This window comes from Enhygromyxa salina, from assembly GCF_002994635.1.
Taxonomy (GTDB): domain Bacteria; phylum Myxococcota_A; class Polyangia; order Nannocystales; family Nannocystaceae; genus Plesiocystis; species Plesiocystis salina_B.
On the sequence record NZ_PVNL01000030.1, the window covers coordinates 305,015 to 329,329 of the forward strand.

Annotated in this window: 19 protein-coding genes; 7 read left to right on the plus strand and 12 right to left on the minus strand. The window is 69.0% G+C overall.

Going from position 1 to position 24,315, the window contains the following annotated elements:
• Positions 1–59: 59 nt before the first annotated feature.
• A complete protein-coding gene (locus tag ENSA7_RS06190) occupies positions 60–1,316 on the minus strand; it encodes a hypothetical protein (protein WP_146157392.1) in 1,257 nt (418 codons plus the stop codon).
• 47 nt (positions 1,317–1,363) lie between these two features.
• On the opposite strand from ENSA7_RS06190, the gene ENSA7_RS06195 reads away from it, so the two are divergent.
• Complete coding sequence (locus ENSA7_RS06195; protein ID WP_106088267.1) at positions 1,364–3,289, plus strand: glycosyltransferase family protein; 1,926 nt, start codon at positions 1,364–1,366, stop codon at positions 3,287–3,289.
• A gap of 12 nt (positions 3,290–3,301) precedes the next feature.
• On the opposite strand, the gene ENSA7_RS06200 is transcribed toward ENSA7_RS06195, so the two are convergent.
• From ENSA7_RS06200 to ENSA7_RS06220, 5 genes are all read right to left on the minus strand, one after another.
• The gene (locus tag ENSA7_RS06200; RefSeq protein ID WP_106088268.1) at positions 3,302–4,555 is read right to left on the minus strand and encodes an MFS transporter; all 1,254 of its coding nucleotides are present in this window, start codon (positions 4,553–4,555) and stop codon (positions 3,302–3,304) included.
• A 20-nt stretch (positions 4,556–4,575) separates the two neighbouring features.
• Positions 4,576–4,845: a hypothetical protein gene (locus ENSA7_RS06205; RefSeq protein ID WP_146157393.1), complete on the minus strand. Its 270-nt coding sequence runs from the start codon at positions 4,843–4,845 to the stop codon at positions 4,576–4,578.
• Between the two features lie 144 nt (positions 4,846–4,989).
• On the minus strand, positions 4,990–5,649 hold the full coding sequence (locus tag ENSA7_RS06210) for a hypothetical protein (RefSeq protein WP_106088270.1): 660 nt from the start codon (positions 5,647–5,649) through the stop codon (positions 4,990–4,992).
• Positions 5,646–6,230 carry an RNA polymerase sigma factor gene (locus ENSA7_RS06215; RefSeq protein WP_219907919.1) on the minus strand — a complete coding sequence of 195 codons (585 nt, stop codon included), beginning with the start codon at positions 6,228–6,230 and terminating at the stop codon, positions 5,646–5,648. Before ENSA7_RS06215 ends, ENSA7_RS06210 begins: the two co-directional genes overlap by 4 nt.
• A gap of 34 nt (positions 6,231–6,264) precedes the next feature.
• Positions 6,265–7,275, minus strand: a complete 1,011-nt coding sequence (locus ENSA7_RS06220) for a hypothetical protein (protein WP_146157394.1) — start codon at positions 7,273–7,275, stop codon at positions 6,265–6,267.
• A gap of 93 nt (positions 7,276–7,368) precedes the next feature.
• On the opposite strand from ENSA7_RS06220, the gene ENSA7_RS06225 reads away from it, so the two are divergent.
• The 3 genes from ENSA7_RS06225 to ENSA7_RS06235 are packed head-to-tail and all read left to right on the plus strand — an operon-like array spanning position 7,369 to position 11,379.
• A complete protein-coding gene (locus ENSA7_RS06225) occupies positions 7,369–7,872 on the plus strand; it encodes a (2Fe-2S)-binding protein (protein ID WP_106088272.1) in 504 nt (167 codons plus the stop codon).
• 19 nt (positions 7,873–7,891) lie between these two features.
• Entirely contained in the window at positions 7,892–10,369 is a 2,478-nt protein-coding gene (locus tag ENSA7_RS06230; RefSeq protein WP_106088273.1) for a xanthine dehydrogenase family protein molybdopterin-binding subunit, read from the plus strand.
• Positions 10,369–11,379, plus strand: coding sequence for an FAD binding domain-containing protein (locus tag ENSA7_RS06235; RefSeq protein ID WP_106088274.1), 1,011 nt, complete (start codon positions 10,369–10,371; stop codon positions 11,377–11,379). Before ENSA7_RS06230 ends, ENSA7_RS06235 begins: the two co-directional genes overlap by 1 nt.
• Before the next feature lie 53 nt (positions 11,380–11,432).
• Here ENSA7_RS06235 and ENSA7_RS06240 read toward each other — a convergent pair whose 3' ends face one another.
• Complete coding sequence (locus ENSA7_RS06240) at positions 11,433–11,702, minus strand: hypothetical protein (RefSeq protein WP_106088275.1); 270 nt, start codon at positions 11,700–11,702, stop codon at positions 11,433–11,435.
• Between the two features lie 66 nt (positions 11,703–11,768).
• Entirely contained in the window at positions 11,769–12,167 is a 399-nt protein-coding gene (locus tag ENSA7_RS06245; protein ID WP_146157395.1) for a hypothetical protein, read from the minus strand.
• Positions 12,168–12,424: 257 nt separating this feature from the next.
• On the opposite strand from ENSA7_RS06245, the gene ENSA7_RS06250 reads away from it, so the two are divergent.
• Positions 12,425–12,898 carry a nuclear transport factor 2 family protein gene (locus ENSA7_RS06250; RefSeq protein ID WP_106088277.1) on the plus strand — a complete coding sequence of 158 codons (474 nt, stop codon included), beginning with the start codon at positions 12,425–12,427 and terminating at the stop codon, positions 12,896–12,898.
• A gap of 186 nt (positions 12,899–13,084) precedes the next feature.
• On the opposite strand, the gene ENSA7_RS06255 is transcribed toward ENSA7_RS06250, so the two are convergent.
• From ENSA7_RS06255 to cobA, 4 genes are all read right to left on the minus strand, one after another.
• Positions 13,085–14,770, minus strand: coding sequence for an AIPR family protein (locus ENSA7_RS06255; protein WP_106088278.1), 1,686 nt, complete (start codon positions 14,768–14,770; stop codon positions 13,085–13,087).
• Between the two features lie 110 nt (positions 14,771–14,880).
• Complete coding sequence (locus ENSA7_RS06260; RefSeq protein WP_244923725.1) at positions 14,881–15,777, minus strand: LysR family transcriptional regulator; 897 nt, start codon at positions 15,775–15,777, stop codon at positions 14,881–14,883.
• Positions 15,778–15,817: 40 nt separating this feature from the next.
• On the minus strand, positions 15,818–16,489 hold the full coding sequence (locus tag ENSA7_RS06265) for a CDGSH iron-sulfur domain-containing protein (RefSeq protein WP_106088295.1): 672 nt from the start codon (positions 16,487–16,489) through the stop codon (positions 15,818–15,820).
• Positions 16,490–16,552: 63 nt separating this feature from the next.
• Positions 16,553–18,142, minus strand: a complete 1,590-nt coding sequence (cobA, locus tag ENSA7_RS06270) for a uroporphyrinogen-III C-methyltransferase (RefSeq protein ID WP_146157396.1) — start codon at positions 18,140–18,142, stop codon at positions 16,553–16,555.
• A 247-nt stretch (positions 18,143–18,389) separates the two neighbouring features.
• Here cobA and ENSA7_RS06275 point away from each other — a divergent pair, with 247 nt between their 5' ends.
• Both ENSA7_RS06275 and ENSA7_RS44980 read left to right on the plus strand, forming a co-directional pair.
• Positions 18,390–24,065, plus strand: coding sequence for a trifunctional serine/threonine-protein kinase/ATP-binding protein/sensor histidine kinase (locus ENSA7_RS06275; protein ID WP_181233278.1), 5,676 nt, complete (start codon positions 18,390–18,392; stop codon positions 24,063–24,065).
• A gap of 43 nt (positions 24,066–24,108) precedes the next feature.
• Positions 24,109–24,315, plus strand: a 207-nt coding sequence (locus tag ENSA7_RS44980) for a hypothetical protein (RefSeq protein ID WP_219907920.1), incomplete at its 3' end; no start/stop codon positions are given.

Sequence of the window (24,315 nt, forward strand, 5' to 3'; positions counted from 1 at the left end):
GATAGCGCGATTTGCGGCCGCTCGCGTTCACGCCCACGCGACGACCAGCGCTGCGACGGCTACCGCGGCCGCGGTCCACGGGGGATGTCCACGTCTCCGTCGGCGGCTCCACGCGTTGGGTCGCAGCTGTGGCAAGGTTGGATCGTCGGTGGCTCGCGCAGGTTGGGGAGCGGCGCGGGTACCAGCGGCAGCTCGATCCCCGCGACCCGCCAGCGCCCGGCGACCCGCGCGTGGACGCGCAGGTACACGCGCTCGTCGGCGACGATCACCCGCGCAAACCCAACGTGCTCGCTCTCGAGATCGGGCAGCAGCGTGTCGCCGCGGCTGGTTCGCGGCGTGGGCTTGGCCCCGCCCGCGGACCCCGACACGACCTCGAAGATCGGCTTGGCCACGAAGGTTCGCGCGCTGCGATAGATCGCGTTGGACAGATCTTCGCTGACTTGCAGGTTGCGCTCGAGGGCCCCGACCACGCCAACGAACAGCCCGTCGGCGAGCGCCTCCTGAACGAACTTCGGCAGGTAGCGATACCCGGCTCGCTGCAGCCGCCCACCGACACCGTGGGCGCCCGCGGACTCGACCGGGATCGGCGACAGCAACACGCGCGGGCGAGCGGGCTGGGCCGCGAGCGCGTCGAGCAGCGCCGCTTGCTGGGCGAGCACCGCGGCGCTCAGATCCTCGCCCGCGAGCGCCGGGTAGTGCCAGAAGCTGAAGTCGAGGGCCACGAGCTCGATCAGCGTGTCGTCTGCTGGCGGCGCGATCGTGCAGGCGTCGAGATCGCAGCTCGAGACCAGCGCAGCCTCGCCGGCCTCGCTGACCCGCACGACGTACGCGACACCTGGCTGCGCGTAGGGCAGGGGAGTCGCGCGTGCCTCGAAGCCGGTCGTGCCGCAGCGCCAGCCGTCGGGTCCCGGCAGGCCCCAGATCCCCGCGCCCGAGCTTCGGATCACCCGCGCGAGCTCGGTCAGGACCGGGCCCGCGTGGGCTGCTCCGGGGGCCGGGCAGGGGGCGGCGCGATCGGGCCCGGGTCGGCCGAGATCGGTCCCCAGCCACGCGACGATCGGCGTGCGCCCGGCCGCGGCCGCGTCCGCGAGGACGACCTCGAGCGCGTGGGCGACCTGGCGGGTCTGTCGGCTCTCGCGCGCTTGGCCGATCACGATGATCTCGACCCCGGCCGCGCCGGGGACTGGCCCGGCCGGATCCGCCCACGCAGCCCCACGATGGCGGCAGCCAGCGGCAACCATGACGAGCGGCACCAGCAGCGCGGCCGCGCGCGACCGCGTTCGGCGAGACAGACGCAAACCGAGACCGCTGCGCACGGCCGCCACGCTATCAGTTTGGCGGGCGCAGCGTGCATACTCCCGGCGTGCCGGACCAGACCAGCGAGCGCGAGGCCACCCGCCGCGCGCCCTCGCGTCGCGCGTGGCTGGTGTTGCTCGGCCTGCTGCTCGGGTTCTCGCTGCTGCGGGTGTGGAAGCTCGAGCTGGATCCGCCGCTGTCGGTCGTGCGCGGCTACAGCGGCCAAGCCCACTTTCGCGACGAGGCAGCCAAGGCCCACGAGGCCCGCAACATGGCCAAGTGGGAGCAGTGGTCGCTCTCGCCGGTCGACGAGTACGGGTTTTGGCGGGCGCAGTCGCCAGCGTGGGTGTGGGGCGAGTGTCTATGGTTTCGCCAGTTCGGGGTCGGCCTGGCTCAGGCGCGCGCGTTCGTGGTCGTGCAGTCGATCGTCGCGCTCGCGCTGTTGATGTGGCTGGCGCTGGTCCGCCACGGGCTCCCGTCCGCGATCGCAACCGGGCTGCTGCTCGGGCTCAACTGGGCCTACCTGGTGTACTCGCGGCTGGCGCTGATGGAGGGCGCGCTGATCTGCTGGCTGCTCGTGGCCACGGTCGGGCTCTCGCAGCTCGAGCGGCGACCGGAGCAGGCGGGGCGGTGGTCGATGTTCGCCGTGTTCGCGATGTTGGTCGCGTGCACGATCAAGCAGACGGGGTTGCTGCTGGTGCCCGCGTTTGCGATCGCGCTGACCTTGCTGGGGCTGCGCGCGGCGGCCGTGGTCGGCGGCCTGCGAGACCCAGACGCGCGCTGGCAAGACCGACTCAAAGCCCGGCTGCGAACGCGCGAGGCCAAAGTCACGCTGATCGCCGTGGCCACGCTGGCGCTGGCGCTGGCGTTGTTGGTGCTGCGTCCCGAGTACCAGCAGCGGCTGGCCTTCAACGCCGTGCACTTCACCGCCGCGTACGAGCAATCGGTGTGGCAGCGGGCCGTGGCCACGCTGGTCCGCGGGTTCTTCAGCATGCGCCTGCAGCTGATGTTCATGCTGCTGGCCCCGGTGATCTTGTGGCTGGCGACCCTCGAGCTGGTTCGCGTGGTGATCCTGGCGTGGAAGACTCGACGCGCGCGCAAGCGGGGCGAGGTCGTCGCGCCGACCCCCTCGAGCGCCGGGCTCGACGCGCCCGCCGACGCGATCGACCTGTGGATGTTGGCGTGGGCGATCTTCGCGTTGCTCGCCAACCTCGCCAGCCCGCACCGGGCGATCCGGTTTCAGCTGGTGCTGCTGCCGCCCGCGGCGTGGCTGGCTGGCGCGATGATCGGGCGGGCGTGGCTGCACAGCTGGCCGACCCCGCGCTGGGGCCGGGCGGTCCGCGTCGGGTTGGTCTGGATCGCCCTGCTCGGGACCTCGCTGACGGCGATGCGCTTCGTCGGCTGGATGCGTGACGGCGAGGCCTCGGCGGCGTGGATCGGCGAGGACCTGCGCGCGCTGATCGGCGATAGCGAGGCCGTGGTCGTCGGCGAGTTCGCGGCCCAGGCCGCGTTCGAGACCGACTATCGCCACTTCTACGTGCGCCCCAACCAGTTTAATTTTCGGCCGGAGATCCTCTATCAGCTCGGCATCACGCACCTGGTCGTCGCGGGCGACGACGACTTCGTCGAGGAGCTCATGCAAGACCAGGTGCCCGAGATGCTGGTCGCGCGGCGCAAGCTCGGGCATGTCGTGTTTCGTCAGCGCCAGCTCGATGTCTGGGAGCTCGCCACGCCCGAGCGACGCGCCGAGTATCAGGCGTGGGATGATGAGAGGCGCGAGCGCGAGAAGGTCGAGCGCCTGGCCCAGCGCCAGCGCAAGGCTCGTGAGCGGCGCACCCACGAGGCCGCGCGCAAGCGTCAGGAGCGGCGCGACGCGATGTGCGTCCCCGACGAGCTGATCGAACGAGCGGAAGAACCGATGACGCCGGTCCCCGCCGCCGTCGAGCCGCGGGCCCAGGTGATGCCCGCGCGCGCACGGCCGGGCTCGAACTGACCCGGCGCAGGTCTACGCCGTGTCGTCGGTCGGAGCCGGGGCCGCGCGGACCAACGTGAGCAGCGGCAGGCACAGCAGCGAGATCCCGAGCCCCGTCGCGAAGGTCGCCGTGAACCCGACGGCGTCCGCGAGCACCCCCGAGAACAGACCGCCGGGGGCCTTGCCGAACACCTCGACCCCCGCGAGCAAGGTGTAGTGGGTCGCGCCGATCCGCCGATCTACGCGGCTCATCATGAACGCGAACATGGCGGTGGTCAGGGCGCCCCCGGTCAGCTCCTCGAAGCCCTTGGCGACGACGACCTCGGCGTTGCCGATCTCGCCGGGCGCCAAGGTGGCGAGCCAGACGACCCCGCCGATCGCCAAGCTGCGCGCGACCGCGAACCCGACCACCGCGCGCAAGATGCTGATCCGCGAGGCCAACCACCCGCCCACGAACGAGCCGGCCAGCGAGAAGAACATGCAGTAGATGCCCAGGACCAGGCCCACGCGCGACTCGCCCCAGCCGGCGTAGCGAACCAAGAACGGCTCGAACATCGCGTCGCTGATCGACTCACCGATCTTGTAGCTGGCGACCACCACCAACAGCGCGATCCCACCTTTGCTGGCCAGGGCCTGGCCCAGGGTCTTCAACATCGCGCGGATGCTGGTCCGGATCTTGGCCTCGGCCTGGTGAGCGGCCGCGTCGCGTCGCGGTTCGTGCCACGCCAAGGTCACCAGCAACGCGATGACGATCAGCGCGGTCATGGCCTGAAACAGCCCGCGCCAGCCGATCCACTGGCTGGCCCACAGCAAGATCCCGCCGCCGATCTGCATGCCGACCTTGTAGGCGACGACCTGCGCGATGTTGCCCCAGCCGAGCTCCTCGGGCTCGAGCATGTCGACCGCGAGCCCGTCGACCGCGATGTCCATGGTCGCCGCGAACAGGTTCGTCAGCGCGATCATGCCGAGGAACAGGCCGAGCGCCTCGGCCGGGACGAACGCCAGGCCCAAACAGGTGCTCGCGAGCGCCGCTTGCAAGGGCACGATCCAGCTGCGCCGCCGACCGAAGCGAGCGCTGCCGTAGCGGTCGACGATCGGGGCCCACAGCGGCTTGAGCAGCCACGGGGCCGAGACCGCGCCCGCGAAGCCGATGTTGGTGAGCGACAGACCGTGGGTGGTCAGGTAGACCGGCAGGGCCTTGGCCTGAAACCCGAACGGCAGGCCCTGCACCAGATAGAAGACCGACAAGATGGCGACCCGCGCGGACAGGGGCTGGCGGGCCGTCATTCGCGAGATCTACCAGAACTTCAGACGGGCGGCATCGTGGCCTGCTCGGCCGCGAGCTCTTTGTGCAGGCGGAGCTGGTAGAGCGCGCGGTCCTCGGGGTCCATGTCCTCGAGCTCGGTGCTGGTCTCGATCCGCAGCGAGTCCCCAGCGCCGCTCTTCTCGTGGACTTCCGTGACCCACGTGCGTCCGCTGTAGGGGTTGTGGTGGAGCGTGCGAACGATGGCGGTGCGCCCGTTGTCGCGCCGGTAGACCTCGAAGCTCTTCACCGACCTGTCCTCTGCCTCGCTCATGCCGGCGGACCCTAAGGGCTTGGCCGCCACGGCGCAACTGGCCTTGCGACCGGTTCGTGGGTGGGGGCGGGGTCTCGGCGCGAGCACAGTTTGCGTTCTCGTTGCCGTGTTGGCGCGAGAACGATCGCGCTGGCGTGCGCGCGCTCAGTTGTTCGCGAACGGATCTTTGAGATCCGGCGAGACCTGTTTCTTCGCCTGTGGTGGTTCGTGACTCGGGCGTGACTTCGGTGGGTCTCGCGGTTGGTCGCCGGACTTGAACGGGTCTTTGAGATCGGGTGAGACCCGCCGTTCGCGGTTGCGACGATCGGGGGGCACGCGTTGGTTCGGCGTGGACGACGAGCCCGCAAACGGATCTTCGAGATCAGGACTGACCTCGCGGCCCGCGGCTGGCGGCTGCTGCGGGGGATCGGTGATCGGCGTGGTCAATCCGCCCTGCTGATCGAGAGCTTGGCGCGCGAACGGGTCCTTTAGGTCGGGCGAGATCGGACGCGAGGTCGGATCGACGGGATCGGGCGCAGCGCTCGGCGCGGTGGGCGGGCGCAGCCAGACCGCCACCATGAGCACCGCCGCCGCCGCGACCACGCCCGCGATCCACGTCGCCGACCGCCGCGACGACCTGCGCGGCGCTTCGATCGCGACCACGCGCGCGGCCGCGTGAGCCGGGTCCGCGGCGGCCGAGTCAGCGTGAAGCTTCAGCGCGCGCGGTCGCCAACTCAGGCGGCCGAGCTCGGCTTCGAGCGCGACCACGTCGGCGCTCGGCGGTCCCTCTCCCGTCCACAGGTACTCGTCTGGGATCTCGCTCACGTTCCCACTCCTTCGTTGTCATTCACGCGACCGTGCAAGCGCGCGCGCAGCAGCTTCATGCCCCGATGCAGGTTCACGCGCACGTACGCGGGGCGCAGGCCCGTGCGCTGGGCGATCTCGGGCCCGCTGAGCCCTTCGACCAGCCGCAAGATCAGCGGCTCGGCGTGGGCGTGTGGCAGCTCGCGAATGATCTGCAGCAGCTGCTCGGCCTCGCTGCGGATCCCGGCGTCGTCGGACCGGGTCGCGGGCAGCTGCGCCTCAGGTGGCAGGGTCCCTGGTTGCGGCGCGCGTCGCAGCTGATCGACGGCGGCGTTGCGGGCGATCGTCGCCAGCCAGGCCGGCCACGCGATCGGGTCGTGGAGGTTGGCGAGCCGCTGCCACGCCCGCAGGAACACCTCCTGGGTCAGATCGTCGGCGCTGGCCCGGTCCACGCGCGCGAGCAGCAGGCCGTGGACCATGGATCCAAACTCGACGTACAGCCGCTCGAACGCGGCCTCGTCGCCGTGCTTGGCCGACTCGACCACGGCGACCCACGCAGGCCTTCGCTCGGTGACTGGCATGGGCGCGGTGGCGATCGCCATCTCCCCAAGGACGCGGCCCGCCGACGAACCGTTATCAACCTTCGGTGAAGTTGTTGCAGGCGTCGTGGATGACCTCGAGCGCGTCGGCGAAGAACGCCGAGTAGTCGTCGGCGCACACGTCACCCATCTGGCCGTAGCTGAATTTGTTGACGAGCTGGGCGACGCGATAGGTGATCTGCGCGCCCTCGAACGGCTCGGCGTTGTTGCACGCGTTGGGTGGCGGGAGCCCGCCGAGCGCGAGCATGACCACGTTGGACTCGATGCCCTTGCGGGCCACGAACTCCGCGAACCAATCCGAGGGGCCACCGGGCGAGCCCTGATTGAACACCGCGCCGTCGTCTTCATCGGTGATCAGGACCAGGACCAGGAGCGCGTCGTCACGGATGAAGCCCTCGTTGCACGCACCGGGGGCGCCCAGCTCGGGGCTGATCGCACGCAGCGCGGCCTCGATCTGGTGCTCGTCGGTGTCTCCGTTGCCGCCGATGTTGGCGGCGCAGGTGAACGCCGGGGCCAGGTCGTCGGCCAGCGAGATGAAGCGACCGGCCGCCCACGGCCCGCACGGCCCCGCGGCGCTGCTGGTCACCAGCGCGCCGAGCTGCTGGCAGGGCGCGTCGTTGAGCGCGTAGGCGTCGGTCGTGACCACGCCGATGTGATAGTCGTTGGCCTCGTCGAGGTTGGCCTGGATCCCCGCGATGAACCCGTCGAAGCTGGCGATCAGGTTGGCCTGCTCGGCGCTCATGCTGTTCGAGTTGTCGATCACGAACAACAGATCGACGACGCTGCACGGGGTCTCGGGCTTGTCGTCGGGGGTGTCGAGCTTGGGCGGCAGACCCTCGTCCGTGGCCTCGTCCGACTCGTCGGCTTCGTCGTCGGGTGGCGGCGGCTCATTGCCGCTGTCCGTGTCCTCCCACCAGGCGTTGGGAGCCGGCTGCCAGTCGTCGTCGCGGCCGTCGTCGCCGTAGCTGACCTGCTGACAACCCGCGCTCGCCATCCCAAGCATGCCAAGCAGCCCGAGGCGTCGAACGCGGTGAGCGATCACAGGCACCACCATCAACATAGACGGCTCCCAGAGCTTACGCACGCGTTATCACGGGCGCCCGGGTTGCGAAGCTCGGGGCCGGGCGCGAATCTAGGCCCGATGGCTGAGGCGCTCCTGTCCCTGCGCATAAACGGTGAGTCGGTGCACGCCGCCGCCCCCGCCCACTGGACGCTGCTCGAGGTGCTCCGGTACCGGCTCGATCTAATTGGCAGCAAGCAGGGCTGCGACAAGGGCGACTGCGGTGCCTGTACGGTCCAGGTCGACGGCGAGCCGGTGCTCGCGTGTCTGACCCTGGCCTGCGCGGCGGCGGGCCGCGAGGTTCGAACCGTCGAGGGGCTCGGCTGGTCGCCCGAGGCCAGCAACGGCTGCCATCCGCTGCAGGACGCGTTTGATCGGTGGGACGCGGCGCAGTGCGGGTTTTGTACGCCGGGAATTCTGATGAGCGCCGAGGCGCTGCTGCGCAAGGTCGGTCGCGTCGTGACCCGCGACGAGGTCCGCGAGGCCCTGGCCGGAAACCTGTGCCGCTGCACCGGCTACACCAAGATCATCGACGCGGTCGTCGACGCCAGCGAGATGCTGGCCGCGCCCCGCGACGAGACCTGAGCTTCGAGGAGCGAGCGAGATGCCAGAGCAACCAGGCCCTGAGGAAGACGTCGGCCCAGTCGACGGCCAAGTCGAAGCCCCAGTCGACGGTCCAGTTGATGGGGAGGCACCCGAGTCCGAGCCCGAGCCCGTTCGGTGGCAGCTCGGCAAGTCGCACCGGAAGGTCGACGCGATGGAGCGGATGCGGGGGATCACCCGCTACACCGACGACATCAAATTACCCGGGCTGCTGCACTGCAAGATCCTTCGCAGTCCCCACCCCCACGCGAACATCCTCAGCATCGATGTCAGCCGCGCGCTGGCCATGCCGGGCGTCCACGCGGTGCTCACGGGCGAGGACCTCCCGGTCCCCTACGGCGTGATCCCCTGGACGCCCGACGAGACCGCGCTCGCGTGCGGGAAGGTCTGCTACGTCGGCGATGGCGTCGCGGCCGTGGCCGCGATCGACGAGGACACGGCGATCGCCGCGTGCGAGGCGATCGACGTCGAGTACGAGCCACTCCCGGCCTACTACGACCCGGAAGAGGCGCTCGCTGGCGACCACAAGATCAACCCCTACGCCAAGCGCGGCAACCTCTCGAAGGACGTCGTGCTCGAGTTTGGCGACGTCGAGGCCAGCCTCGAGCAGGCCGACGTCGTCGTCGAGGGCGAGTACTACTTCGAGGGCACCACCCACGGCGCGATCGAGCCGCACTGCGCGGTCGCCCAGGTCGAGCCCAACGGCCTGCTCACCGTGTGGTCGGCCACGCAGGTCTCGCACTACTTGCACCGCGAGCTCGCCAAGGTGCTTCGCCGACCGGCCCACACGATCCGCGTGATCCAGCCTCCGCTCGGCGGCGCCTTCGGTGGCAAGTCCGAGCCCTTCGACCTCGAGTTTTGCGTGGCGTTGCTGGCGATCCGAACCCAGCGGCCGGTCAAGTGCCTCTACACCCGCGAAGAGGTGTTCTACAGCCACCGCGGCCGCCACCCGATGCGGATGCGCTACAAGACCGGGTTTCGCCAGGACGGCACGATCACCGGGGTCTCGGCCCGCACCTTCATCGACGGCGGCGCGTACTCGAGCTTTGGGCTGGTCACCACCTACTACTCGGGCCAGCTGCTGTGCGCCCCGTATGCGTTCCCGGCCTACCGCTTTCACTCGACCCGGGCCTACACCAACAAGCCCGCGTGCGGGCCCAAGCGCGGGCACGGCTCGGTCCAGCCACGGTTTGCGATCGAAGTGCAGCTCGACAAGGCCGCCGTCGAGCTCGGCCTGGATCCGATCGAGCTGCGGCGCCGCAACGACATCGGGCCCGACGGCATGACCGTCAACGAGTTCAAGATCGGCAGCAACGGGTTCCTCGAGTGCCTCGCGCGGGTCGAGGCCGCGTCAGACTGGGGACGCCGGGCCACGCTGCCGTATGGGCGCGGGCTCGGGATCGCCGGCAGCACGTATATCTCGGGCACCAACTACCCGATCTACCCCAACGAGATGCCGCAGGCGGCGGTCCAGGTCTGCCTCGATCGCAGCGGTCGCGCGCGCGTGTTCTCGGGCGCCAACGACATCGGCCAGGGCAGCAACACGATGCTCGCGGTGATCGTCGCGCAGGAGCTCGGGCTCGAGCTCGACGACATCCGGGTGCTCTCGGCCGACAGTGATCTGTGCCCGGTCGACCTTGGCGCCTACAGCTCGCGGATCACCTTGATGGTCGGCGGCGCGTGCCTCGACGCCGCCCAGAAGCTGCGCCGCAAGGTCCGCGCCGCGGTCGCCAAGCGCTGGGAGCTGCCGGCCCGACGGGTCACCTTGATCGATCGCAAGGCCATGGACCTCGAGGATCCCTCGCGCAGCGTGTCGATCGTCGAGGCATTTCAGTGGGCCGAGGCCGACCACGGTCTGCTCGGCGAGGTCGGCAACTACAACACGCCCAAGGACCGGCACGGCAGCTACCGTGGCGGGACGATCGGGGCCTCGCCCGCCTACAGCTTCACCGCCCACGTCGCCGAGGTCGAGGTCGACCCCGACACGGGCGTGGTCGAGGTCAAGCACATCTGGGTCGCGCACGACTGCGGGACCGCGCTGTCGCGGCGAATCGTCGAAGGCCAGATGGAGGGCTCGGCCTACATGGGCTTCGGCGAGGCGCTGATGGAGCGCCACGACGTCGACCCTGGCCACAACGGCGTCCACATTGGCCCGAGCCTGCTCGACTACCGCATGCCGACCTTCCTCGACACTCCGGAGCTGCACGCGTTGATCGTCGAGGCGCCCGACGCCCAGGGCCCGTACGGCGCCAAGGAGGCCGGCGAGGGGCCGCTGCACCCGAGCATCCCGGCGATCGCCAACGCGATCTACGACGCGGTCGGCGTGCGCCTGGACTCGCTGCCGTTCGCGCCGCCGCGGGTTTTGACCGCGATCGACGATCGCCTGGCGCTCGAGCACGCGGGCGAGCTGCCCACGTTCAAGCTCGGTCGCGGTCGGGCAGGGCTCGCCAGCGCGCGCGCGGCTGGGGGGGTGGCCTGATGCTGCGGCTTCCACAGTTTGGGGTCGCGCTGCCGAGCAACGTCGACGCCGTGGTCGCGCTGCTGCGCGACAACCCCGGGGCGCGGATCGTCGCGGGCGGGACCGACATCCTGCCCAACCTCAAGCACCGACTCGACGAGCCGGGCATGCTGATCAGCCTCGCGCAGGTCAGCGAGCTGCGCAGCATCGCCAAGCTCGCGCACGAAGGCCGCGAGGTGGTCGAGATCGGCGCTGGCAACACGCTCACTCGCGTCAGCGAAGATCCGCTCGTGCGCGAGCTGTTCCCCAGCCTCGCGACGGCGGCCGGCCTGGTCGCCAGCCCGCTGATCCGCAACATGGGCACGCTCGGCGGCAACGTGAACCTCGACACGCGCTGTCGCTACGTCAACCAGACCAAGTTCTGGCGCGAGGCGCTGGGCGGCGGCTGCCTCAAGTCCGAGGGCAACGTGTGCTTCGTGGTGCCGGGCGGGCGCAACTGCGTGGCCGCGATGAGCAGCGACTGCGTGCCCGTGCTGATCAGCCTGGGCGCCGAGATCGTGCTGGCCGGCCCCGAGGGCCAGCGGGTGGTCCCGGCCGCGAAGTACTTCAAGGCCGACGGCCTGCGCCACACCGTGCGCGACGACGCCGAGCTGACCACCAAGCTGCGGGTGCCCGTGCCGACCACGCCGCGGCGCAGCGCCTACGCCAAGTGGACGGTGCGCAAGAGCATCGACTTTCCGCTGGTCTCGGTCGCGCTGCGCTTTGATCTGAAGTCGGACAGCGTGGACGCGCCCGTGACCGAGCTGGTCGTGGTCGCGGGCGTGCTCGGGGCCAAGCCGCGGGTCATCGCCAAGCTCGACGACGTGATCGGCAAGCCGCTGTCGGATCCCGCGCTCTCGCGGATCGTCTGCGCCGCCGTCGGCAAACAGTGCAAGCCGCTCGAGAACGTGCCCTATGAGGCGCCGTATCGGCGGCGGATGTTCGAGGTGTTCACCCGCCGGGCGATCGCGGAGCTGGTCGCCGCGGGCTAGTGCTGACTGTAATCAGCGTGGGCCAGCATGCTGGCCCACGCCCGTCTAGACACTCAGTCTTTGCCAGGAATGACGAGCTCGATCTCTTGCGTGGTCGGCTCGCCCATCTTGGCGATCTTCATCTTGGGACCGATCAGGATCGTCCCCGGCAGCGCGATCGCAAACGAGCCGCCGCCCTGGTCGACGCCAAACGGATACCAGACGTCCGACAGATCGCTGCGCACGACCAGGCCCTTGTGGCTGTAGTTGTTGGTCCACGCCTGGACGTCAGCCAACGTCGCCGGAGAGCCGTCGGCCCCCTCGCTGACATAGGTGAGGGTCATGAGACCGGACTCGTCGTACGTGTTGAACAGACCCGCGACCGCGGGTGCCAGCGCCTGGCAAGCGCCTCACCAGAGGGCTACATACTCGAAATATACAGCTTCATGGCAAAAGTCGTAGAGCCGGGTGTCCTCGCCGAACTGGTTCATGAGGGTCCAGTCCGGCATGATCGTGCCCGCGTACACGGCCCCGGGTGACCAGCCGTTCTGGACGATCTCGTCCTGACAGCAGCCGATGTCCCAGCCCGCCATGTAGGGGCTCTCGGCGTTGCAGCCGACCGGATCGGTGTTGCCCGTGTCGCCGTCGCCGTCGCCCTCGTTACCGTCACCAGTCTCGCTGTCGCCATCGCCGGTCGTGTCCCCGACCAGGCCGTCGAGCCCTCCACCCTCGTCTGCCGATTCGCACGCCGCGAGCGTGAGCGACGCGGACAGACCAACCACAGCGATTGACGAAAATGTACGGCGCATGACCGTCTATCGTTCCCAGAAACTGGCAAAAATAGCAACCAGAAATGTGGGGCCTGGCGGCGATCTGAGCCGCGGATCGAGCCGCGGACTGTCGGGCGGTCGGGGCCACGACGGCCCCCGGCGCGACTGCGAGCCCAGCGCCAACCCCTTGGTCAAAATCGCCGCTGCGGGGCACGCCAAGCTCGATGAGCCGCTTCGTGGTGAGTGGGTGCCGTGTCCCGCTGTCAGCTGTCGCGTAGATCTGCTAGCCCACGCCAGTGCCGACCCCCGCTGAGACCATTGAGCAGTTCTACACCGCGTTCGCCAAGCAAGACGCCGACGCGATGGTCGCGTGCTACCACCCGAACGTCAGCTTCTCGGATCCCGTGTTCGTGGATCTCGACGCGCGCGAGGCCTGCGGGATGTGGCGGATGCTGTGCGAGCGAGCCCAGGACTTCTCGCTGGAGTTCTCGAACGTGTCGGCCGATGGCGAGCGCGGCTCGGCCCACTGGGAGGCGCGCTACGTGTTCACGACGACGGGACGCCGTGTGCACAACGTGATCGACGCGACGTTTCGGTTTGCTGATGGGAAGATCATCGAGCATCGCGATCAGTTCGATTTCTACAGCTGGTCCCGGCAGGCGCTCGGGATGCCTGGGTTGTTGCTGGGGTGGTCGGGGGTGATTCGCAACAAGGTTCGCGGGCAGGCCCGCAAGGGGCTCGAGAGCTATCTGCGGAAGCACCCAGGTTAACGCTAGCGTAAAGCTTCGGTACTAGAGCGCCAATCAGCTTGAATTCACGACGCCAGGCACATCTGGGGCCGCTCCTGCCGTTGTCGACTCGGCGCTCGCAGTATGCCGGATACAGCTTCGGCCTCGCTCCTAGGCAGGAACGGCCCCAGACGCACCTGACGACGCGACTCCGAACTGATCGGCGCTCTAGATCGTGGCGATCGCCTCGAGCCGGTTGATCAAGTCACCACGCCGAAACGTCGCCGCGAGCTGCTGCAACGAGATCTCGCGGTCACCGTATAGATCTTTCAACGCACACTCGATGTCACCCAACGCTGCCTCGAAATACGCGTCTCCGTTCGCCTCGATCTCGCTCTGCGCCTGAGCCAGCGCGCGATGATCAATTTTCGCCGGACGCCCAAGCTTGCTCAGCAGCCGGCGCCCCATCTGCATGGCGATGAACGCAGAGGCATAGCGAACATAGTTGGGGTCGGTCTCTCGCGGGCGTCGCCGGCGATTCTCGGCCACTCGATACAGCAAGACGGCGACGATCACCTGTGCGCCGGAGAGGTCCGCGCTGAAGGTGAGGTCGTAGAGCTTGCCAAAGTGCTCGCGGCTGAAGAACTTGGCCTGGTGTGGGCGTCGCCGCCATACCGCCAGCACGGCCTGGGCCGCGGCCCCCGAGGTGATGTCAGTGGGGCGCGTGGAGTGATCGGTGCGCTTTCGCCGGTAGGTGTAGCCGAGCTGCTCGATGTCCAGCTCTAGCCGCCGCTGGCGCTCGTCGTTGGCCCGCAGGTCACGTAGGTCAACCGGGTTCTGGCTGTTGGTCGCGTAGGTGATCCGCTGAACCAGATCGGAGTCGTGGCTGGGGAGCTGATAGAGCCGCAGCAACACCGACGCGGGCCCGAAAGAACCGCTCGCCGGCCCGTACATCTCCAATGTCCTGTAGATCGTCATGCAGGTTTGACCACCGTTGATGATCTGCATGTTCTCGACCTGGACCTGGAAATCACCGCTCTGCAGCGCATTGTGCGAGAACTTGTCGCAGGTCAGGGTGATGCCGTTGTTATAGAAATAGAACCTCGAGCGCTCTTCCTCGCTTCGCAACGTGGCTTGAATACCCTCGTTGACTCGGTTTCCGCGCAGCCCGAGATAGCGTCGGATATTGCGCTCGAGCAAGCGGTCGCCGTGCTTGCTGATCAGCGCATGGATCTCCTCGACCGACACCCGGCCCACGAGCACACGGCTGAAGTTCATATCCTCGACGAGCGCCTTGCCGGTCAATTGCAGGCGATCGTCGACCGGCTTGGTAGCCTGGAGGATCTTGACGAGATCATCGTGGTTGACGTACTCCCACGTGACCTGGTCGCCGAAATTGGCCACGCGGATGACCTCGGCGCCGTTGGATTCCCAGGTCCTGCCGTTGTTGCAGGCAATGACGCGGACCTGCGGGATGATCCCATCTCGAATCAAGCTGCGCACCTCTTCAACTCGGGTGCTCAGCCGCGTGTTGATGGTGGTGAGCAGCGTGTCTGGATCAAATAGGTAGCGGACGGCTCGAGCCAGCTTCTCGAGACCGGTTGCCGGGAAGCCCGAGCCTGCATCTAGCGATTTGGAGTACTTCCCCTGAAACAAGGTGACGACGAACTCTCCGTCGCGCTCCTCGCTGATGTGGATGGCATCCACCCCAAAGTCCTGTCCACCCTCGACGAGACAATCGAAGGCGTCGTCGGTGTCGAGATCCAGCAGCGTCCGAACACATAGAAACACAAAGGCGACAGACCTCAGCTTGGCGTCATCACCGCTGAGCTTCAGCTCTTGCTTCGCTCGGTCCCGAAGCTCCTCGACGAGTGCGGTGACGCGTTGGTCGATGATCGCGGCGCTGACGTTCATGCGGGACCTGCTCTGGCGGGTGGAGGCTAGCACGGTCACCGATCCGCGTCTATTGCGCGGGAGGCCGCGGAGCCAGCTCGGACTTCGGTGATGCCCAAGCAAACCGGCGACTACGCGAGCGGCCAGCGGCGCAGCGCCTCGGCGAATTCGAAGAAGCGCTCCCGGCGAAGATCCGCGCTGCGAAACACCAGACGAAAGTGGTCGCGCAGCAGCTCGACGCTGCGCAGCAGCTGGACCAGCGAGCCATCCGCGAGCTCGGCCTGAACCATGTACTCCGGCAGCACGGCCACGCCTTCGCCCGCGATCACCCGCCGCTTCACCGCCTCGCCGAGCCCGAGGTAGCGGTGATCCTCAAATCGCATGGCCCCGCGCAGGCCCGGGGCGTCTCGCAGGTAGCGATACAGCGGCAGCTCGGCGTCGACGTCGAGCAGGCGGTGGCGGATCGCGTCGCGGCGGCGGCGAAACGGTGTGTGCTCGATCAGCGCGGCGGCGGCCACGAACGCGTAGTTCTCTTCGAACAGCACCTCGCCCTCGAAGCTGGGGTCGGGCAGCCGCGCCGAGGTGACGACGCAGTCGAGGGTGCCGTCGGCGAGCCGCGCGAGCAGGTCCGGGCCCGAGCCAAAGTACAAGTTGGCGCGCAGCTGCGGGAGCGCGCGCTCGAGCTCGGGCAGCAGCGGCAGCAACCATGACAGGCCCAGCTCGAACCGGGTCCCGACCGTGAGCGAGAGCGGGGTCCCGAGCTCGCCGCGAACGATGCGAGCGCACTCGCCCGCCTCGACCAGGATCTTCCGGGCTTGGGGCAGCAGCGCCTGCCCCTCGGTCGTCAGCCGGACCGAACGGGTCGTGCGCAGAAACAGCGAGGCGCCGAGCTGATCCTCGAGCTGCTTGATGCGCTGGCCAAACGCCGCGGGCGTGAGCGCGACCAGCTTGGCGGCGGCCCGAAAATTTTCGGTCCGCGCCGCGGCCTCGAAGCAGCGCAAATTTTCGATCGAGGGCAGCGCCTCCACACGATCGATTATGAAGCGCTGCCTTACGCAATGGAACTAATTATTCGGCGGTGAACCCAGCGGCCTTGTGCGAGCCATCGCAAAACGGCTTGTTGGTGGACGCCCCGCAGCGGCACAGCGCATGCCGGGTGCCTCGCCAGGCTACGCGCCCCGCCCCGGTCACGATCGTGAAGCTACCGTTGACGAGCAGCGGCCCATTCGGCACGCGCTTGATCTCGAGCGGGCCGCCCTCGTCGATCGACGCCTGACCTGCAGCACCGACGGCGCCCGCGTCATGAAACGGCTCGACGCCATCGCTGGCCGCACGGTGGCTGTTGTCGCAAAACGGCTTGTTGGCCGAGCGGCCACAGCGGCACAGCGCCGCGCGGAACCGGACGCCGCTCATGTCCTCGGGGGCGCCTGCGATCTGGAGATCCCCCGTGAAATACAGCGGGCCGTCGTTCGAGATCACGACCTGGTTGCGCCCGGGCGCGCGCTCGAGCTCGCCGTCCTTGCGCACGTAAGTGAGCGCGCCGGTTGGGCAGCGCTCGCACACCTCGGCGACCTCGGCCGCCGAGCCGGCCACGTTGGGGTCACACCAGGGGTTGCGCCCACCGGTGAACAACGGACCCTCGGCCCGCCCGCACTCACCGACGTGAATGCACAGCCGCCCGTCCCAGCTGACGTCGACCTGGTCACCGGGGTACTCGTGGATGCTCGGCTTGTCCGACATGCCCACCATTCTATGCTTTTTGGGACGTCGCCACGCAGGCTGCGGGCGCTCGGTATCGAGCGGCTACGGGCTGGGGGTCGCAAACAGCTTTAGTACGGCGTCGCGGAGACCGGCCTCGGTCTGCTCGGTGGCGACGGCGTCGACCCTGATCCCGAGCGCCGTGATCGCGTCGGCGGTCACGGGTCCGATCGCGATGACCTTGGCGCGTGCGAGGTGCGCTCGCGCTCGCTCGTCACCCAACACCTCACCGGTGGTCTCGAGGAAGTGCCGAGCCGTGCGGCCGCTGGCGAAGCAGATCGCGTCGTAGCCCTCACCGCCCTCGTCGACCGGCTGCAGCGAGGCGAGCAGCAGCCCAGGCACGGCCGGACGCACGGTCTGGTAGCCGACGACCAGCGTGAGCTGACCGCCGGCCTTGGCGATCGCCTGACCGAGCAGCTCGCGGCCCTCGTCGGCGCGGATCTGCAGCCACGCGCGGCCGAGCACCTGGCGGTCGCGCAGCGCCTGGATCAGGCCTTCGGCGCGGGCTCGATCGGGGACGATGTCGGGGCGAAGGCCGCGCTCGATCAGGCGCTCGGCGGTCCCCGTGCCGATCGCGGCGACGAGCTTACCGGCGAAGATCCGCACGTCGAGCTGCGCGCGGGCGAGCGCCTCGAACAGCGCCTCGACGCCGTTGGGGCTCGACACGATCACGCCCGCGAAGTCCGGCCCGGCGCCGCCCGGTGCGAATGATCGGAGGGCCTGATCGAGGGCAGCCTGCTGATCCGCCGCGGCAGGCGCGAAGTCGAGGCAGGGAAACACGACAGCGTCGGCGCCCTCGGCCGCGAGCAGGTTGACCAGACCCCCAGCTTGGCGCGCGGCCCGAGTCACGACCACGCGGCGACCAAACAGCGGGCGCTGCTCGAACCACTGGATCCGCTCGCGCAGCGTGACCACGTCGCCGACGATCATGACCGCGGGCGGGCGGATCCCCGCCGCGGCGACGCGATCGGCGAGGTCTCCGAGCGTGCCGACCACGGTCTGTTGGATCCCGCGGGTTCCCCAGCGGACCACCGCGGCGGGCGTGCTCGGGTCGCGGCCCGCGTCGACCAGCCGCTGCGCGTTGGTCCTCGCGTTCTTCACGCTCATCATCAAGACCAGGGTGCCAGCGCTGTTGGCCAGGTGGTTCCAGGCCACGGTCAAGCCGGCTTTTTCGTAGGCCTCGTAGCCCGACACGAAGCTGACCGAGGGGGTGTGATCGCGATGGGTGATCGGGATGCCCGCTGTCTGCGGGGCCGCGATCGGCGAGGACACGCCCGGCACGAATTCGAACTTCACCTGGTGCCGCGCGAGGTACTGGGCCTCCTCCGCGCCGCGGCCAAACATCATGGGGTCGCCGCCCTTGAGCCGCACGACGTAGAGCCCGGCCTTGGCGCGCGCGACCATGAGCTCGTTGACCTGGGCCTGGGCGAGCTTGGGCGCACCTGGCCCGACATGCGGACCACGAACGCGCTGCAGAACCTCGGTGTGGGGTGGGCAGTGCAGCAGCACCGCGGGGTTGACGAGATAGTCGACGATCACGACGTCGGCGCGCGCGAGTCGATCGCGCGCGGCCAGCGTGAGCAGCTCGGGATCCCACGGCCCAGCGCCGACCAGCGAGACGAAGCCCTCAGTCATGCGCTGGCCCTCCGACAAGGGTGTGGCGTGGGGGGACCGGGTGGGTGAGGATGGTCGAAGTGGCACTCATGCACGTTCGCGCAGTGAAGGAGTGGTGGCGATCCGAGGGCTCGCCAGCGCGCAGAGTAGCGGGTGTCACACGCATTTGGGCGGCGGAGCGCGTGGCGTTTGTGTGCGATAGGCGGTGTACTCTGGACCGGGCCAGTTTGCAGGGTCGACGGCAGCAATCCAAGCGGGGGCGGGCAACGTGAGCTTCGCGTTGGATGGCTATCGAACGACGCGACTGCTGCGCTCGTCGCCCTCGACAAAGGTTTACGCCGCGGTCCGCGAGCAGGACCAGCGCTCGGTCGTGGCCAAGGTCTACGAGCTCGCCGGTGACGAGGGGCTCGAGGCGCGGGTCGAGCATGAGTTTCGGCTGATCCATGACCTGGAAGTCGAGGGGGTCGTGCGGGCCCTCGCGCTCGAGCGGGCGGGCACCAAGATCGCGGTGGTGCTCGAGTGGTGCGAGGGCGTCAACCTCGAGCAGTTCTGCGCGGGCCGACCGCTGGCGCTCGAGGTGTTCTTCGAGATCGCGCTGCAGCTCACCCGCTCGCTCGCGGCCGTGCATGCGCAGCGGGTGATCCACCGCGACATCAAGCCGACCAACATCCTGATCGATCCCGAGACCCACGTGGTCTCGATCGCCGACTTTGGGATCTCGGTGCTGCTCGAGAGCGAGCGGCAGCGGATCAACGATCCCGCGGTGGTCGCGGGCACGCTGCCGTTTGTCTCGCCCGAGCAGACCGGTCGAACCCGCCGCGAGGTCGACTTTCGCAGCGACCTCTACTCGCTGGGGGTCACCTTCTACGAGATGCTGACGGCGCGCCGCCCGTTCGAGGCCCGCTCGCCGCTCGAGCTGATCCACGCCCACCTCGCGCGCCGGCCCGAGGCGCCGCACTGGCTGCGCGCCGAGATCCCGGCCCCGCTGTCGGCGATCGTGATGAAGCTGCTCGAGAAGGCGCCGGAGCGGCGCTACCAGTCGGCCCAGGGGCTGCGGGCGGATCTCGTCCGGCTCGACGCGGCGCTGCGCGAGGGCCACGGCCTCGACCACTTCGAGCTCGGGATCGACGACGTCCCGATGACCCTGCAGCTGCCGCATCGGCTCTACGGGCGCAGCGTCGAGGTCGAGCTGCTGATCCGCGAGTACCGACGCATCGCGACCGGCGAGCCGCGCTTCGTGCTGATCAGCGGGCCGGCCGGGATCGGCAAGACCGCACTGATCGCCCAGCTCGCCGAGCCGGTCATGGGTCGGCAGGGGTTCCTGGCCCGGGGCAAGTTCGATCGTGAGCAGAGCGACAAGCCCTACGCGGGCTTTGTGGTCGCGCTGACCGATCTGGTCGAGCAGCTGCTCACCGAGACCGACGAGCAACTGCAGCACTGGCGGCGAGAGATCCTGCTCGCGCTGGAGTCGCTGGCCTCGGCGATGTGCGAGCTGGTCCCCAAGCTGCGCATGGTGATCGGCTCGACCCCGGCGATGGTCGACGTCGGACCGGCCGAGGCTCACAACCGGACGGCGCTCGCGTGCGCCCGGCTGATCTCGGTGTTCGCCCGCGCCGAGCACCCGCTCGCGCTCGCGCTCGACGACGTGCACTGGGCTGATCGGGCCAGCTGTGAGCTGCTCGCCGCCCTGCTCGCCGAGCCCCGCGGCGCGCTGTTGGTGCTGGCGACGATCCGCATGGACGAGCTGTCGGGCGGCCACCCGCTGCGGGAGGTCATTGATGAGTGCGAGGCCGAGCGCGATCAGATCTTGTGGCTCGACCTGGGTCCGCTCGGGCGGCGCGAGATCGCGGCGATGGTCGGCGACTCACTGGCGCGCAGCCCCGACGACGTGCTCTCGCTCGCGGCCCTGGTCGGGCGCAAGGCCAACCAGAACCCGTTCTTCATCCGCCAGTTCCTGGCCCACCTCGTCGACCTGAATTTACTGCGGGCCACCGCCGAGGGCTGGGCCTGGGATGAGCAGGCGATCGAGCTCGCGGGGATCCCCGACGATCTGCTCGAGATGATGACGGAGAAGCTCGCGCGCCTCGATGACGGGCCGCGCGAGCTCCTGACCGTGGCGGCTGTGATCGGCACCCGCTTCGACGTCGCCACCCTCGAGTTCACGGCGGGGTCGAAGCACCTCGGCCGCGGGCTGGTCCGACTGGTCGAAGAGGGCCTGCTCACGGCGGTCGGCGCCAGTCGCTACGCGTTCACCCACGACCGGATCCGCGAGGTCGCCTACACCATGATCTCGCTCGAGCGCCGCTGCGCCCTGCACGAGCAGATCGGTCAGTTTCGGCTCGATCGCGTCGGGCTCAACGATCTCGCCGACGCGGTGTTCGATCTCGTCGATCACCTGGATCTCGGCTGTGGGCTGATCCCGCTGTCCGACGAAGATCCGGCCGCGGCGTCGGCTCGCGCCGAGCGGGCGCTCGATCAGATGGACGAGTTTGCGCGCGGCAACCTGGCCGAGCTCAACGCGCTCGCCGGCTACAAGGCGCTCAACGGCGGCGCGGCCGCGACCGCGGCCAGCTACCTCGAGGCCGGCGTCAAGCTGCTCGAGCGCGAGAGCGGGTTCCCAGATCCGGGCGATCCAGGCCACACCTTGCGGCTGGCGCTCGAGCTCGGGCTGTCGCAGGCGCTGGCGCTGTGTGGTCAGCGAGACCGCTCGGAGCAGCGCTTCGAGACCCTGCTCAGGCGCCGCGTCGAGCCGTCGGACTACGGGCGGATCGTGTCCAAGCGGATCGAGGGCCACGTGCTCGCCAGCGATCGTCGCGCCGCGCTCACGGTTGGGCTCGCGGGGCTGCGCGCGCTCGGCTACGACGTGGAGACCTCGCGCGGCAAGCTCGAGGTCGGGGCCGGGTTGCTGCGGCAGCTGCCCAACCTGCGCCCCAAGCAGCTGCGTGGGCTGATCGCCCGCCCGCGGGCCGAAGAGCCCAAGGCCAAGGCCGCGATGAGCATCCTGATGATGCTCGGCTCCGTGGCCCACTTCGTCGATCGCACGATGCACGTGGCGTTGGTCGCCACCCACGTGCAGCTGTTGTTGGTTCACGGTCGCCACACCTCGGGCCCGCTGGCGCTGACGCAGCTCGGGTTGCTGCTCGCGGCCGCGAGTCGCGAGCTTGGGATCGAGGTCTTGGCCGTCGCGCAGGAGCTGGCCGAGCTCGAGGGTCCGGCCGCGATGCGGCATCGCATGGACATGTTCCGGTCGCTGGTGATGAGCTGGCGGCAGCCCTTCACCGAGGTGTTGACCCCGCTGCGGGACGCGGGCGCGCGCGCGTTCGAGGCCGGTGACATCGAGTTCGCTGGCTACGCGACCGGGATGCAGTGCTCGCTGAGCTTCGCCAGCGGGCTGCACCTGCGCGCGCTCGAGCGCGCGACCGAGGTCGCGGTCCACCGCCTCCAACAATGGAACGCCCGGACCCTGGTGCCGCCGCCGATGGCCCACCTCGACTTCGCCCGCCTGATGCTCTCGGGTGACGAAGAGCTGCTGGTGCTCCCGGATCCGCTCGGGTTCGAGGCGATCGACAAGTCCCCCGAACTGACGCGCGCGCGCCTGTCCGTGGCCAAGCTGCAGGCGCAGCTGTTCTTCTTGTTTGGGCGCCACCGTGAGGCCATGGCCTCGCTCGACGCCCACGAGCGCGAGTTCGAGGCCCAGAGCTTGGCCGCGTGGGAGGTGGGGTCGTACCTCGAGGTCCGCGGGCTGCTGGCGGCGGCCTTGTACGCGCGCGCGAGTCGGGTCGAGCGTGTGCGCTTGATGTGGATGATCGAGCGCTGCCACCGTCGTCTGCGTCGCTACGTGAGCGAGGGGACGGTCGCGTTCGAAGCGGGGGCGCTGCTGCTCGAGGCCGAGCTCGTCGCGATCCGTGGGCCGATCATGCGGGCCTTCGAGCTGTTTCGGCAGGCCCGGCACAAGGCTGCGGAGCAGCGGGCGTTGATGACCGAAGCGATCGCGCTCGAGCGCATGGCCGTGCATGCGCGGGCCCGCGGGCTCGACGAGCTGGCGCTCGGACCCCTGCGTGAGGCTCGGGCCCGCTACCACTACTGGGGCGCGTTCACGAAGGTCGCCGCGCTCGAGCGGCGGTGGCCAGCGCTGACTCGCGACGACGCCAGCGTCAGCGAGGGCCCCCGCGATCCAGGCGAGTCGACGAGCGGAACTCGAACCGGGCGCGCCTCTCACGGCCGGTCGCGCTCGAAGTCCGGCGACTCGACAGGGACACTGCGGCAGACGGCCAGCGGGAGCGGCTCGACGTCCGCGCAGGCGCTGGACATGGCCACGATCCTGCAGACCTCGGCGGCGATCTCGGCCGAGCTTCGCCTCGACGAGGTGATCGGCCGGGTCATGGAGCTCGCGCTGGAGAACGCGGGCGCGGATCGAGGGGCGCTGTTGCTACGAATTGACGGGCGCACCGCGCTGGTGGCCCTGTGCTCGGCCGATCAGCCGCTACAAAATTTCCTGCGTGACCCGGTCCCGCTCACTGAAGTGGGCAGCCGCGCGCCGCTGTCGCTGCTGCATTTTGTCGAGCGGACCCGGGAGCCCGCGATCTTCGACGACATCGCGACCGACCTGCGGTTTGCGAGTGATCCCTACGTGGATCACCAGCGGGTCCGATCGGTCTTGTGCCTGCCAATTCTCAAGCAGGGCCAGTACGTCGGGCTGCTGTACCTCGAGAACAAGCTGAGCCCCAGGAGCTTCACGCAAGATCGCCTGCAGGTCCTCGAGCTGCTGGTCACCCAGGCCGCGAGCGCGCTGGAGAACGCGCGACTGTATGAGCAGCTGCGCGCCAGCGAGGTCCGCTGGCGCTCGCTGGTCGAGGGCCTGCCCGATGTCGTGATGCTGGTCGACCGAACCGGGCGCGTCGAATTTCTCAACCACGCGGATCATGTCGAGCGCGTCATCCACCAAGGCCACGCCGAGCCCGACCGCCGCGCGAACCGGCTCGCTGGTGAATTCATCGACGCCGCCTACCTGCCGCAGCTGCGCGCGGCCATGGCCGAGGTCATCCGTGACGCCGAGCACCGCGAGCTCGAGCTGCGCGCCCACTTTCTCAGCGGCGAGTCGCGCTGGTACACGGCCCGACTCGCGCCGATCGTCGTAGACGGCCGCGTCGATCGGGTGATCGCCGTCGGCACCGACATCACCGCGCGACGCGAGGCCGAGGCGAGCCACGCCCAGCTCGAGGCCGTGCTGCGCCAGCAGCAGCGGCTCGAGTCGATCGGGACCCTGGCCAGCGGCGTCGCCCACGAGATCAACAACCCCGTGCAGGGCATCATGAACTACGCCGAGCTGATCGCGAGCTCGGAGGACGTCAGCGACATGACCCGCGAGTTCGCCGAGGAGATCGGCCACGAGTCGCAGCGGGTCGCGACGATCGTGCGCAACCTGCTGGCGTTCTCGCGCCAAGAGGGCGATCGCGCGGCGACCCCGGCCAAGCTCGCGGACATCGTCGAAGGCACGCTGTCGCTGATCCGCACGGTCTTGCGCAAGGACCAGATCGCGCTGCATATCGACATCCCCGACACGCTGCCGAGCGTGGACTGTCGCGTCCAGCAGATCCAGCAGGTGATCATGAATTTGGTCACCAACGCCCGCGACGCCGTCGGCGGTCGCTGGCCTGACTATCACGAGAAGAAGCGGATCGAGATCGTTGGATCGACCTTCGAGCGCAACGGCCAGCCGTGGGTGCGGTTGACCGTGACGGACACGGGCGGCGGCGTGCCCGAGGACGTCGTCGCGCGGATCTTTGATCCCTTCTTCACGACGAAGGGTCGCGACCAGGGCACCGGGCTCGGGCTCGCGGTCAGTCATGGGATCGTCGCGGAGCACGGCGGCGAGCTGCGGCTCGAGAACGAGCCAGGGGTGTCAGCGAGCTTCCACCTGGAACTACCCAACAAGACTATTTAGCCCCCAGGCCTGCCCGACGCGGCTCGTACTCGGCTTCGCCTCCGTGCGAGCCGCCACCCTCGCTTCGCTCGGGCTCGAGGTCGGGATTGGCCTGTGGGAACGCTTCGCTTTCTTTTTGCTATTTAGCCCCCAGGCCTGCCCGACGCGGCTCGTACTCGGCTTCGCCTCCGTGCGAGCCGCCACCCTCGCTTCGCTCGGGCTCGAGGTCGGGATTGGCCTGTGGGAACGCTTCGCTTTCTTTTTGCTATTT